Annotated in this window: 10 protein-coding genes; 7 read left to right on the top strand and 3 right to left on the bottom strand. The window is 71.2% G+C overall.

Annotation, left to right across the window (positions count from 1 at the left end):
* Window position 1: 1 nt before the first annotated feature.
* Both JUB10_RS14990 and JUB10_RS02415 read right to left on the bottom strand, forming a co-directional pair.
* Window positions 2-556, bottom strand: a complete 555-nt coding sequence (locus JUB10_RS14990) for a TetR/AcrR family transcriptional regulator (protein ID WP_207453962.1) — start codon at window positions 554-556, stop codon at window positions 2-4.
* Window positions 557-597: 41 nt separating this feature from the next.
* A complete protein-coding gene (locus JUB10_RS02415; protein WP_307859053.1) occupies window positions 598-1,668 on the bottom strand; it encodes a LacI family DNA-binding transcriptional regulator in 1,071 nt (356 codons plus the stop codon).
* Between the two features lie 92 nt (window positions 1,669-1,760).
* Between JUB10_RS02415 and JUB10_RS02410 the strand changes: the two genes are divergently transcribed.
* The 7 genes from JUB10_RS02410 to JUB10_RS02380 all read left to right on the top strand — a co-directional run bounded on the left by JUB10_RS02410 (window position 1,761) and on the right by JUB10_RS02380 (window position 12,274).
* Complete coding sequence (locus tag JUB10_RS02410) at window positions 1,761-2,696, top strand: carbohydrate ABC transporter permease (protein ID WP_374191685.1); 936 nt, start codon at window positions 1,761-1,763, stop codon at window positions 2,694-2,696.
* A gap of 1 nt (window position 2,697) precedes the next feature.
* Window positions 2,698-3,627 carry a carbohydrate ABC transporter permease gene (locus JUB10_RS02405; RefSeq protein WP_207453958.1) on the top strand — a complete coding sequence of 310 codons (930 nt, stop codon included), beginning with the start codon at window positions 2,698-2,700 and terminating at the stop codon, window positions 3,625-3,627.
* A gap of 68 nt (window positions 3,628-3,695) precedes the next feature.
* Window positions 3,696-4,997 carry an ABC transporter substrate-binding protein gene (locus tag JUB10_RS02400; RefSeq protein ID WP_207453956.1) on the top strand — a complete coding sequence of 434 codons (1,302 nt, stop codon included), beginning with the start codon at window positions 3,696-3,698 and terminating at the stop codon, window positions 4,995-4,997.
* A gap of 75 nt (window positions 4,998-5,072) precedes the next feature.
* Window positions 5,073-7,178 (top strand): beta-galactosidase, encoded by a 2,106-nt coding sequence (locus JUB10_RS02395; protein ID WP_207453954.1) that lies wholly within the window; start codon window positions 5,073-5,075, stop codon window positions 7,176-7,178.
* 152 nt (window positions 7,179-7,330) lie between these two features.
* Window positions 7,331-10,516 (top strand): Ig-like domain-containing protein, encoded by a 3,186-nt coding sequence (locus tag JUB10_RS02390; RefSeq protein WP_207453952.1) that lies wholly within the window; start codon window positions 7,331-7,333, stop codon window positions 10,514-10,516.
* A 136-nt stretch (window positions 10,517-10,652) separates the two neighbouring features.
* Window positions 10,653-11,672, top strand: a complete 1,020-nt coding sequence (locus tag JUB10_RS02385; protein ID WP_242682019.1) for a LacI family DNA-binding transcriptional regulator — start codon at window positions 10,653-10,655, stop codon at window positions 11,670-11,672.
* A 101-nt stretch (window positions 11,673-11,773) separates the two neighbouring features.
* Entirely contained in the window at window positions 11,774-12,274 is a 501-nt protein-coding gene (locus JUB10_RS02380; RefSeq protein WP_207453950.1) for a hypothetical protein, read from the top strand.
* Between the two features lie 22 nt (window positions 12,275-12,296).
* On the opposite strand, the gene JUB10_RS02375 is transcribed toward JUB10_RS02380, so the two are convergent.
* Window positions 12,297-12,800 carry a hypothetical protein gene (locus tag JUB10_RS02375; protein ID WP_207453948.1) on the bottom strand — a complete coding sequence of 168 codons (504 nt, stop codon included), beginning with the start codon at window positions 12,798-12,800 and terminating at the stop codon, window positions 12,297-12,299.
* Between the last annotated feature and the right edge of the window lie 8 nt (window positions 12,801-12,808).

Here is a 12,808-nt window from a genome sequence, read left to right as displayed (position 1 = left end):
GTCAGCGGGTGGGCGTCAGCAGCTCCTGCAGCAGCGCCCCGTAGCGGTCGACGAGGACCTCCGGCTCGGTGCTCCGGAGGTCCTCGTCGCCGACTATCCAGAGGCTGTAGAGCAATCCGCCGACGAGCGCCGCGGCGAGCCGGGCGCGCAGGGCGGCATCCTCGCCCTCGAGCCGGTCGGCGAGTGGGGCGACGAACAGCTCGTCGTGCGCCTGCCGCAGGCGCGAGCCCACGCCCGCCGCGTCGCTCGCCCGGACGAGCGCGAGGAACGCGCCCCGCACGTCCTCCTCGGGGTCGAGCATGTGCCGGATGAGCCGGGGCCCGAGGGTCTCGAGCGGCCCGTCCGTCGGCAGCGCGTGGTCGGCGGTGAGCCCGAGCACGTCGAGGAACAGCTGCTCCTTCGACACGAAGTGCCGGATCACGAGCGACGGGTCGACGGATGCCTCGCCGGCGATGTCGCGCACTGTCGTGCCCGCGTAACCGCGTTCGGTGAACAGCCGCCGCGCGGCCGACGCGATGACGTCGCGCGAGTTCTTCCTGCGGCTCCCCGTGCTCACGGGGGCAGGCTACCGCGATCCCCGGACGTCGCCCGACCGGCTCAGCGGGGCGGCGCGGCCGTGCTCGCCCGCTCCACCAGATGCGTGGGCACGAGAGTACTGCCCGGGCGGGAGGCTCCTCCTCGCACCTGCTCGAGGGCCTGCTCGACGCAGCGGCGGCCCACTTCGGCGAAGTCCTGGTGCACGGTCGTCAGCGGCGGGTCGAACGCGGTGGCATCCGGGATGTCGTCGAAGCCGACGATGCTCACGTCCTCCGGCACGCGGCGCCCGCGCTCCCGCAGCGCCCGGTACACGCCGAGCGCCATCTGGTCGTTGGCGCAGAACACCGCCGTGCACGAGGGGTCGTCGGCGAGTTCGAGGCCCGCTCGGTAGCCGGACTCGCCGCTCCAGTCGCCCCGCAGCGGCTCGGGCACTTCGCGACCGGATGCCTCGAGCGTCTCCCGCCACGCCTTCGCCCGCCGCTCGGCGGCGAACGAGCCCTCAGGGCCGGCGAGGTGGTGCACGGTCCGGTGCCCGAGCCCGAGCAGGTGCTCGACCGCCTGCCGGGCGCCGTCGGCCTGGTCGGTGTCGACGACCGCGTACCGGTCGCCGGCGTCGGAGTCGACGACCACGACGTGCACGCCGGGCGGCAGCGCGAACATCGACGAGTCGAGGAGGTGCACCTCCATGATCACGATGACGGCGTCGACCGCGAGCTCGTCGAGGCGTGTGAACGCGCTGCGCACCCCGATCTGCGTCGGGGCCGAGACGGGAATCAGGGTGATCGCGTAGCCGGCCTCGCTCGCCGAGGCGGCGATGCCCTCGAGCGTGCGCATGTTGCCGGTGGTCGAGAGCGTGAACAGGATGACGCCGATCGAGCGGAACTCGCCGCGCTTGAGCGCCCTAGCGGCACTGTTCGGCCGGTAGCCGAGCTCGGACATCGCCTGGAGCACCGCCTGACGCGTCTCCTCCACGACACCGGGGAAGCCGTTGGAGACGCGGGAGACCGTCTGCGCCGAGACGCCCGCGCGCTTGGCGACGTCGGCCATCGACACGCGGCGCCGCGCCGCGGCGTCGTCGAGCGCCGTGCTCCGCGGCAGGGCGGCGGCGGTCGAGTCGGCTCCGGTGGTCATGAGATGCACGCTACTCGATTGGTGGTTGCGTAAACATCCCTCGTGGTGGTCTTATGTTCACGCAAACATCGAAAGCAAAGGAAAGACCCCGCGTGACAGTGTCGTCTCCGCCCGCCGTGGCCCGCGTTGCCGCGGACGCGCCGAAGGTCAAGCGCAAGCCGCGCTTCCGCAACAGCTGGACGGGCTGGGGCTTCCTCGCTCCGTTCATGATCGTGTTCGCGCTCGTCTTCCTCGCGCCGATCGTCTACTCGCTGTGGCTCAGCCTCTTCCGCAACCAGCTGGTCGGGGGCAACGCCTTCGTCGGTCTCGACAACTACGTGCGCGCCTTCTCCGACCCGCAGTTCTGGGGCTCGCTCTTCCGCGTGACTCTGTTCCTCGCCGTGCAGGTGCCGGTGATGCTCTTCCTCGCGCTCCTCGTCGCGCTCGCGATCGACAGCGGCCGGCTCTACGGCAGGAGCTTCTTCCGCATCGCGATCTTCCTGCCCTATGCCGTGCCCGCCGTCGTCGCGACGCTCATGTGGGGCTTCATCTACGGCACCCGCTTCGGGCTCGTCGGCAACATCAACGAGGCTCTCGGCATCCAGCTGCCGAATCCGCTCTCCCCGGACCTCGTGCTCGCGTCGATCGGCAACATCGTGACCTGGGAGTTCATCGGCTACAACATGCTGATCTTCTACTCGGCGCTCCGGGTCATCCCCACCTCGCTCTACGAGGCCGCCGAGATCGACGGGGCCGGCCAGTTCCGCGTCATCCGCGCGATCAAGCTTCCCGCGATCCGCGGCGCGCTCGTCATCGCGACGATCTTCTCCATCATCGGCAGCTTCCAGCTCTTCAACGAGCCGAGCATCCTGCAGAGCCTCGCGCCGAACGCGATCTCGACCTCGTTCACCCCGAACCTCTACGCCTACTCGCTGTCCTTCTCGGGTCAGCAGTACAACTACTCGGCCGCCGTCGCCATCGTCATGGGCCTGATCACGATGCTGATCGCCTACGTCGTACAGCTGCGCGGCATGCGGAAGGACGGCTGACATGACCGCCTCGACCCTCGCGCCGGCGCGCGCGCCCAAGGCATCCGCCCCCGTTGGGCTCCGCACCCGGCGCCGCGGCTCCGTCGAGAAGCCGCGCAAGAGCGTGCTGCTCACCGTGCTCACCGGCATCGTGCTCGTCTACTCGCTCGTGCCGCTCGTGTGGCTCGCCATCAACTCGACGAAGACGCAGAACGACCTGCTGTCGAGCTTCGGTCTGTGGTTCGCCGGGGACTTCGCATTCTTCACGAACGTGCTCGACACCCTCACCTACGACGGCGGCATCTTCGTGCGCTGGCTCGTCAACACAGTCCTCTACGTCGTCGTCGGCGCCGGCGGCGCGACGCTGCTCGCCGTGCTCGGCGGGTACGCCCTCGCGAAGTTCGACTTCCCGGGCAAGAAGGCCGTCTTCGCGGTCATCATCGGCGCGGTCGCCGTGCCCGGAACCGCGCTCGCGGTGCCGACCTTCCTCATGTTCAGCGAGATGGGGCTGACCAACACACCCTGGTCGGTCATCATCCCGACGCTCATCTCGCCGTTCGGCCTCTACCTGATGTGGACCTACTCCACCGAGGCCGTGCCGACCGAACTGCTCGAGGCCGCGCGGATGGACGGCGCGAGCGAGTTCCGCACGTTCTGGCAGATCAGCCTGCCGCTCCTCGCCCCGGGGATCGTGACCGTGCTGCTCTTCACGATGGTCGCCACCTGGAACAACTACTTCCTGCCGCTGATCATGCTCAAGAACCCCGACTGGTACCCGCTCACCCTCGGGCTCAACCAGTGGAACGCTCAGGCGGCGACCGCCGGCGGCGAGGCGATCTTCAACCTCGTGATCACCGGGTCGTTCCTCACGATCCTGCCGCTCATCGCGGCCTTCCTCCTCCTCCAGCGCTACTGGCAGTCGGGTCTGGCCGCCGGAAGCGTCAAGGAGTAACCCCGGCCGCACCGCGGTCGTCCTCTCACACCCACCACCCACCCCTCGACAACGAAGCGAGAACACCCATGCAACGACCCACCCGACGCGGCATCGTCACCGGCGCCGCCCTCACCGCCGTCGCGGCGCTCACCCTGTCCGGCTGCGCCGGATCCGGGGCGGGCGAGAGCGCGAGCGGAGACCAGACCATCACGGTATGGGCGTGGGAGCCCACCCTCGAGCAGGTCGCCGCCGACTTCGAAGCCGAGAACGAGGGCGTCACCGTCGAGCTCGTCAACGCCGGCACCGGCAACGATCAGTACACCGCGCTGCAGAATGCCATCGCGGCGGGCTCCGGACTCCCGGATGTCGCGCAGATCGAGTACTACGCGGTGCCGCAGTTCGCCCTCGCCGGCTCGCTCGCCGACCTGAACGAGTTCGGTGCGAGCGACCTGGAGGACACCTTCACTCCCGGCCCCTGGGGCTCGGTCGCTCTGCAGGACGGCGTCTTCGGGCTGCCGATGGACTCCGGTCCCATGGCCCTGTTCTACAACGAGGAGGTCTTCGCCGCCCACAACGTCGCGGTGCCGACGACCTGGGACGAGTACCTCGAGGCGGCCCGCGCCCTGCACGCCGCCGACCCCAACCTCTACATCGCGAACGACACCGGCGACGCCGGCTTCACGACGAGCATGATCTGGCAGGCCGGCGGTCAGCCGTACCAGGTCGACGGCACCGACGTCACGATCGACTTCTCGGACGAGGGCACGACCCGCTTCGCCGAGCTCTGGCAGCAGCTCATCGAGGAGGACCTCGTCGCCCCGATCAGCTCGTGGAGCGACGAGTGGTACCAGGGCCTCGGCGACGGCTCCATCGCCTCGCTGACGATCGGCGCGTGGATGCCCGCCAACCTCGAGTCCGGTGTGCCGGACGGCGCCGGCAAGTGGCGCGTCGCCCCCATGCCGCAGTGGGAGGCGGGCGCGAACGCGACCGCCGAGAACGGCGGCAGCTCGCTCGCGATCCCGGCTGACGCCGACAACAAGGAGCTCGCCTACGAGTTCATCGAGTACGCAAACGCCGGCGACGGCGTGCAGACCCGCGTCGACGGCGGCGCCTTCCCGGCGACGACCGCGGAGCTCACCTCCGACGAGTTCCTCGGTGCCGAGTTCGAGTACTTCGGCGGCCAGAAGGTCAACGAGGTGCTCTCCGCGTCCGCTGAGAACGTCGTCGAGGGCTGGAGCTACCTGCCCTTCCAGGTCTACGCGAACAGCATCTTCAACGACACCGCCGGCCAGGCCTACGTCGGCGGCACGACCCTGACCGACGGCCTCTCCGCCTGGCAGGACGCGTCGGCCAAGTACGGCGCCGAGCAGGGCTTCACCGTCAACTGACCGGGGCCGGTCCGGCCCTCAGGGGCCCGGCGCTAGTCATCCGCCGGGCCCCGACCCCCTCACTTCAGGAGCAGCATGTCCTCGTCTTCCCGCCCGCTGTCGTGGCTGAAGCAGCAGCCCGGCCGAGCGCCCCACCTCTCGTTCGGAGCCGACTACAACCCCGACCAGTGGCCGCGCGAGGTGTGGGACGAGGACATCGCGCTCATGCGCGAGGCCGGCGTCACGATCGTGTCGCTCGCGATCTTCTCCTGGGCGAGGATCCAGCCCGCGAAGGACGAGTGGGACTTCGCCTGGCTCGACGAGATCATGGACCTGCTGCACGCCGGCGGCATCCAGGTCGACCTCGCGACGGCCACCGCCTCACCGCCGCCGTGGCTCACGACGCTGCACCCCGAGATCCTGCCCGTCACCGTCAACGGCGACACGGTGTGGCCCGGCGCGCGGCAGCACTGGCGGCCCACCTCGCCCGTCTTTCGCGACCACGCGCTGCGCCTCGTCGACGCGATGGCGGAGCGGTACGGCGATCACCCGGCGCTCGTCGCCTGGCACGTGTCGAACGAGCTCGGGTGCCACAACATCTACGACTTCTCGGATGACGCCGCGCGCGCGTTCCGGCTCTGGCTCGAGCGCCGCTACGGCACGATCGAGCAGCTGAACCACGTCTGGGGCACCGCGTTCTGGTCGCAGCGCTACGGCTCCTTCGAGCAGATCCTGCCGCCGCGCCTCGCCGCGAGTCATCCGAACCCCACGCAGCAGCTCGATTTCAAGCGCTTCTCCTCCGACGCGCTCAAGGAATACCTCGTCGCCGAGCGCGAGGTGTTGCGCCGGCACACGCCGGATGTGCCGGTGACCACGAACTTCATGGTCATGCACGAGACCCGCGGCATGAACTACCCCGACTGGGCCGCCGAGGTCGACTTCGTCTCGAACGACCACTACGTCATGCCGAGCGAGCAGGACCGTGACGAGCTCTCGTTCTCGGCCAACCTCACCGGCAACATCGCGGGCGGCCGCCCGTGGTTCCTCATGGAGCACTCGACGAGCGCGGTCAACTGGCAGAGCGTCAACCTCGCCAAGCGCGAGGGTGAGCTGCTGCGCGACTCGCTGACGCACGTCGCGCACGGCGCCGACGCGGTCTGCTTCTTCCAGTGGCGGCAGTCCGCCGCCGGCGCGGAGAAGTACCACTCGGGCATGGTGCCGCACGCCGGCGCGGACTCCGCGGTGTTCCGCGAGGTCGTCCGCCTCGGCGAGACGCTGCGCACCCTCGCCCCGCTCGCCGGCGCGACGCGCAGCACCGCCCCCGTCGCGATCCTCTTCGACTGGGAGTCGTGGTGGGCGAGCGAACAGGACTCCCACCCGACCGACCGGCTCCGCTACCGCGCCGAGGCACTCGACTGGTACACCGCGCTGCTGAACGCGGGCATCCGGGCCGACGTGGTGCCGACGGGCACCCCGCTCGAGCGCTACCGCGTCGTCATCGCGCCGATCCTGCACGTCGTGCCCGACGCCCTCGCCGCGTCGCTGTCCGCCTACGTCGAGCTCGGCGGGCATCTCGTCACGACCTACTTCTCCGGCATCGTCGACGAGAACGACCACGTGTTCCTCGGCGGCTACCCCGGCGCCCTCCGCGACCTGCTCGGCATCCGTATCGAGGAGTTCGCCCCGCTGCTCGACACCGAACAGGCGCTGCTCGACACCGGCGTGACCGGCACCCTCTGGACCGACCGCATCGAGGTGACGGGGGCGGATGTCTCGGTGCTCGCCCGCTACGCCTCGGGCGAGTTCGCCGGTCTTCCCGCCGTCACGCGCCGCGACACCGGCGACGGCACGGCGACCTACGTCTCCACCCGGCTCCGGCCGGCCGGGCTCGCCGGCGTCGTCGACGCCCTGCTCGCCCGGGCGGGCGTCGAGTCCGAGCTGCCCGCCGCTCTCCGTGGCGTCGTCGAGGTCACCCGCCGCACCCAGGGCAGCGAGGACTACTGGTTCCTCGTCAACCGCACTGCGGAACCGGTCGACCTCGGGGCACTCGACGGCGACGTCGTGCTGGGCCACGAGTCATCCGCGCCGGGACAGACCGCGACGCTGTCCGCCCGCGGCGTCGTCGTACTGCGGCGTCCGGTCGACGCGCCGCCGCTCGGCGGCAGCCCGGAACAGCACGAACTGAGGGTCGGCGCCCACTAGCGCAGACCCGAGGACACCGCCGCCGCTCGGCGGCCGGGAGCCAGGGGAGAGACGAGGAGGAGCGAGCGCGCCCGAGGGCGACAGTGCTGCGGGGGACGCAGCGAAGCACTTCCGTGCAGCAGAGGAGCTGCCGGACGAACGAAAGGACTTCAATGACGAATCCGAGACGGCGGCGCACTCGCGTCGCGTCCGCGGTGCTGGTTGCGACGGTCGCGGGAGGGGTGCTCGCCTCGACCCCGGCGCTCGCCGCCACGGCCGCGACCCCGGCGGCGCCGCAGGTGACCGTGCGGCCCGACCCGTCCTACCAGGGCGCCCCGTTCGAGGGCTGGGGCACGAGCCTCGTCTGGTTCGCGAACGCGACCGGCGACTACCCCGACGAGATCAAGGAGGAGCTGGCCGACCTCGTCTTCGGCGAGGACGGGCTCAACCTCAACATCGCGCGCTACAACATCGGCGGCGGCAACGCCCCCGACGTGCCCGACTACCTCCGTGCCGGCGGCGCCGTCGAGGGCTGGTGGGCCGCGCCGGAGGGCACGACGCGCGAGGACAAGGACTGGTGGGACCCGGAGAACCCGGAGCACTGGAACCTCGAGGCCGACGCGACACAGCGCTGGTGGGTCGACCACATCAAGCAGGACATCACCCACTGGGAGACCTTCAGCAACTCGCCGCCCTACTTCCAGACCGTGAGCGGGTACGTCTCCGGCGGGTTCAACGCCACGGCCGACCAGCTGCGTCCCGAGAGCATCGAGGACTTCGCGACCTACCTCGTACGCGTCACCGAGGAGCTCGAGACCGCGCACGGCATCACCGTGGACACTCTCGACCCCTTCAACGAGCCGAACACCAACTACTGGTCCACCCGCCTCGGCGCCGACGGCAACCCCACGGGCGGGCGCCAGGAGGGCGCCCACATGAGCCCTCAGCTCCAGCAGCAGGTGCTGCCCGCGGTCGCCGCCGCGCTCGAGGGCGCGTCGACCGAGGCGGTCATCTCCGCCATGGACGAGACGAACCCCGGCATCTTCGCGACCAACTGGAACAGCTATCCCGAGGAGGTCCGCGACCTCGTCGACCAGCTCAACGTGCACACGTACGGCACGGGTCAGCGCACGACCGCCCGTGACATCGCCAAGGGCGAGGACAAGCCGCTGTGGATGAGCGAGGTCGAGGGCTCGTGGGGCGACCGCCAGGACTTCGAGAGCATGGTGCCCGGCCTCGGCATGGCCGACCGGATCGTCGACGACCTCCGCGAGCTCGAGCCCACGGCATGGGTGTTCTGGCAGCCCGTCGAGGACTACGACAACATGAAGCCCGGCGGCGAGAGCGCGCTCGGCGCGAACTGGGGGAGCATCCAGCTGCCCTTCGACTGCACGAGCACCGACACGCTCGAGACCTGCCCGATCTACACGAACACGAAGTTCGACACCGTGCGCAACTTCACCCACTTCATCGAGCCGGGCGACCGCCTCGTGGGTGTGAACGACACCGCGAGCGTCGCGGCGATCGACGGTGAGGGCGGGGCGACCGTCGTGCACATCAACGACACCGCCGAGGCTCGCTCGGTCGCGCTCGACCTCTCCGGCTTCGCGACGGTCTCGGCCGGCGCGACCGTGACGCCGGTCGTGACGGATGCCTCTGGCGCGCTCGTCGAGGGCGCCCCCGTCGCGGTCGAGGACGGCACCGCCGTGCTCCGGGTCCCGGCGCAGTCGGTGACCACGTTCCTCGTGGACGGCGTCGACGGGGTCGCGGCCGGCGTGGGCCTCGTCCAGGACGGCCACCGCTACCAGCTCGAGGGCGTGCAGAGCGGCCGCGTGCTGACCGCAGGCGAGACCGGTGCGACGATCACCGACGCCGATTCGGCGAACGGTTCCCAGCTGTTCACGCTCACCAAGCTCGAGGGCGACGACAGCAACCGCGCGCAGTACGCGGTGACGGATGACGCGGGGCGCCACCTCGCGGTCGCAGCGGACGGCTCGGTCGGGTTCGTGCCCGCGGCGGAGTCGCCCGGGGCATCCGCCCGCTGGATCCTCTCGACGACCGGTGACGGCACGTACACGTTCGTCAACGTCGCCAGCAAGCGCCTCCTCGAGGTCGGCGGCCAGTCGACCGCGAACGGCGCAGCGGCGGCGACCTGGCTCGCCAACTCCGGCGACAACCAGCGCTGGCGGCTGAAGGACCGAACCATCGTCGGCGTCGACGGCGCCACGGCGTTCACGCTGCCGGGCGAGCGGCCCACCCTGCCCGCGACCGTCGAGGCCCTCTACCGCGACGGCAGCCGTGAGGCGATCCCCGTCACGTGGAAGCTCCCGCCCGACGCACGCTGGAAGAAGCCCGCGACGGTGACCGTCAAGGGCGAGGCGACGGACCCGCAGGGCGGCGTGCACCGCGTCGAGGCGGTCGTCGAGGTCGACAGGCTCGTCTCGACTCTGCCCGCGGCGGCGAAGGCCGTCGTCGGGGGAGAGGCGCAGCTTCCCACGACCGTCACCGCGGTCGGCAGCGAGGGGGCCGTGACCGAACGCCCCGTCACGTGGGACACCACGGGCGTCGTGTTTGACGCCGTCGGCACCGTCGAGGTCCCCGGCACCGCCGAGGCCGGCGACGGCAGCACGCTGCCGGCGACCGCCCGCGTGCAGGTGACCGAGGCCACCGAGACGAACGTCGCCCGCGAGGCCGGGGTGCGCATCTCGGCGACCTTCACCGAGCCGGGTTACGGCACGGCGGGGCTGAACAACGGCGACCTCCGCGACAAGGCGTGGTCGAACTGGCGCTCGAGCTCCAAGAACGCCTTCGACACGCTCACCGTGACCCTGCCCGAGCGGCAGCAGGTCACGGGCATGACGGTGCACTTCTACCGCGACGGCAGCCACCTGAGCTTCGCGGAGAACGTGACCGTCGAGGCGCGGAACGCCGACGGCAGCTGGACGCGGGTCGCCTCGACCTCTGTGCCCGCCGACGCGACCGGCGGCCCGTCCGTACCGGTGACGTTCGCCGCCGTGCAGACCGACGCCGTGCGCGCCGTGCTCGACGCCCGGGCCAACACCCACATGACGGTCGCGGAACTCGAGGTCATCGGGCTCGGGGCTCCGGGCGTCTCGAGCGACGCCACGCTCGCGGGCATCAGCCTCGACGGGCGTGCGCTCGAGGGATTCGCTCCGGATGACACGGAGTACAGCGTCAGCGCGAAGGGCACGCCGCCCCAGGTCGCCGTGCTCCCCAGCGACCCGTACGCGACGGTCGCGATCGAGCAGGCGACGCCGAACGCCCGCACGGCGACCGTCACGGTCACCAGCGAGGACGGCAGCGCGACGAGCACCTACACGGTCGAGTTCACGCGCTGATCCCGGCACGAGAGGGGGAGGGCGGCATCCGTCCTCCCCCTCTCTTCGTCCCGTGCCCCCCCCGCCCCCGCCGGAACCTGCGGTTCTACGATGAAGCCATGCGGCTCAGCGTCGAGGCCCGGGGGAGCGTCGTCCCATGAGCGCCCGCGTGCCGACGATGCGGGACGTGGCGGCCCGGGCCGGCGTCGGGTTGAAGACCGTCTCCCGCGTCATCAACGGCGAGCCGAACGTCTCGCCCGCGATGATCGCGCGGGTGCAGCAGGCCGCGGCCGAGCTCGACTTCCGCCCCGACTTCTATGCGTCGCGGCTCCGCAGGCCCGGGCGCCGCACGCACTCCCTCGGCCTGCTCGTCGGCAGCGTCGCGAACCCGTTCTGGGGAGCGATCGCGCGCGCGGTGGAGGACGTCTCGGCCGAGCACGGCACCGCCGTGCTCATCGCGAGCGTCGACGAGGATCCGGGTCGCGAGCAGCCGCTCGTCGCCGAGTTCGTGCGGCGGCACGTCGACGGGCTCGTGCTCACGGCCGTCGCGGAGAGCCAGGAGTACGTCGCGGCGGAGCGGGGCCGCGGCACGCAGCTCGTGTTCGTCGACCGCAGTCCCTCGGGCGTCGACGCCGACGCCGTCGTCTCGGACAACGAGGCTGGCGCGGCGGCGGCCGCCGCCCATCTCGTGCGGCACGGGCACCGTCGCATCGCCTACTTCGGCGACGACCCGCTCATCTGGACCGCCCGGGAGCGCCGGCGCGGGTTCGTGGAGGAGCTCGGGCGCGCCGGTATCCCGACCGCCGAGGTGCCGGTCGTGGAGTCGCTGCGTGACGAGGACACCGCGAAGCGCGCGATCCTCGAGGTGCTGTCGCAGCCCGACCCGCCCACCGCCCTGTTCACCAGCCAGAACCTCGTGACGATCGGCGCGATCCGGGCGCTCCGAGAGCTCGGCCTGCACCGGGAGGTCGCCCTCGTCGGCTTCGACCACGTCGCGATGGGCGACCTGCTCGAGCCGGGGATCACCGTCGTCGGGCAAGACCCGTACCGCATGGGCGACGTCGCCGCCCGGCTCGTCTTCGCCCGGATGGCGGGCGACGAGAGCGCCTACGAGCGGCGGGTCGTGCCCGTGCGCCTGATCGAGCGCGGCTCGGGGGAGCTCCCGCCCCGCTCCTGACGCTGTCCCCACTTCGGGGGAGAGTCCGCGTTTCGCTGTGCGCGCCGCCTCGAGCGACCCTCAAGATATGCGCCATGCACACGGAGCGGAGCGTAGGCCGGATGGCCGAAGTGTCTGTGACCGACGCCCTTCTCGGCGTCGCGGTCACCGTCATGCGCCGCACCGGCCCCGGCGTCTCCGGCACGGTGACGGCGGTGAGCACGGCGGGCGTCTGGGCGGGTGTTCGGGTCGACCATCGCTGGTTCTACCTGCAGGACGGCTGGCGCATCTGGGCCGACGTCGCCCCGGTTTCGTACATCGCGCCGACCCCCGACGTCGACTTCACTCTGACCGAGCTGCTCGTGCTCGCGGCGGGCGTCGACAGACTCCGCGGACTGCACCGCCGTCCCCGCCGCTCGGCGACGGGGGCCTGCGTGTGCGGCCTCGTGGAGTGCGAGACGCTCGACCTGCTCGACTCGCTGCCGGGTGCCCCCGCCGCGACCGAGCTCGCGGAGGAGCTCGCCGAGGTCGTCGACGTGCGCACGGGCGCGATCCAGCTGCCGACCGGCGCGATCCAGCTGCCGACGGGCGCGGTGCCGGTCCAGAGCGACGCGGTCGCCTGAACGAGCTGCGGATGACGCGGGGCTAGAGCCCGCGCAGACGACGCTCGAGGTCGTCGGAGAGCACGTCGGGAGTCTCGTCGTACCAGTCGAACTGGGCGGGGTCGTCGCGGAACCACTTCCACGAGCGTCCGCGGCCGTCCCACGCGGTGAGCGCCTCGACGATCTGGTTCGCGAGCTTCGGGCGCTCGGCCGGGTTCGGGCTGGTCAGCAACGCGCCGAGCGCCTGCGACGCCCAGCCCGCGACGAACTTGGCGTTGCCGCGGTCGAAGCCCCGGAGCGAGCTGATGCAGTTGACCGCCCGGGCGAGTTGCAGCCGGGTGCCCGGCGTCATCTCGTCCTCACGCGCGACCTCGTCGGCGAGGAGGCTCTGGATGAGCGCCTGTAGCTCGGCCTCGATCAGCTGCACCGCCTCGTGCCGCTTGCGTAGGTGCCGGCGGTGCCGCCAGAGACTGAAGAGCCCGAACGCCAGCCCGGCGCCGACGAGGGTGCCGGCGAGGCCGCTCAGGAAGCTCATCCAGTCGATCACCATCGAAT

This window comes from Desertivibrio insolitus, assembly GCF_017355965.1.
Lineage (GTDB): Bacteria > Actinomycetota > Actinomycetes > Actinomycetales > Microbacteriaceae > JAFIQW01.
Note: the sequence above shows the minus strand (reverse complement) of the source record. Positions and strands in the feature narration are given on the sequence as shown.

Coding starts and splice junctions, on each gene's coding strand:
- JUB10_RS02415 (WP_307859053.1), bottom strand. CDS start 1,668: ATGACCACCGGAGCCGACTCGACCGCCGCCGCCCTGCCGCGGAGCACG.
- JUB10_RS02405 (WP_207453958.1), top strand. CDS start 2,698: ATGACCGCCTCGACCCTCGCGCCGGCGCGCGCGCCCAAGGCATCCGCC.
- JUB10_RS02400 (WP_207453956.1), top strand. CDS start 3,696: ATGCAACGACCCACCCGACGCGGCATCGTCACCGGCGCCGCCCTCACC.
- JUB10_RS02395 (WP_207453954.1), top strand. CDS start 5,073: ATGTCCTCGTCTTCCCGCCCGCTGTCGTGGCTGAAGCAGCAGCCCGGC.
- JUB10_RS02390 (WP_207453952.1), top strand. CDS start 7,331: ATGACGAATCCGAGACGGCGGCGCACTCGCGTCGCGTCCGCGGTGCTG.
- JUB10_RS02385 (WP_242682019.1), top strand. CDS start 10,653: ATGAGCGCCCGCGTGCCGACGATGCGGGACGTGGCGGCCCGGGCCGGC.
- JUB10_RS02380 (WP_207453950.1), top strand. CDS start 11,774: ATGGCCGAAGTGTCTGTGACCGACGCCCTTCTCGGCGTCGCGGTCACC.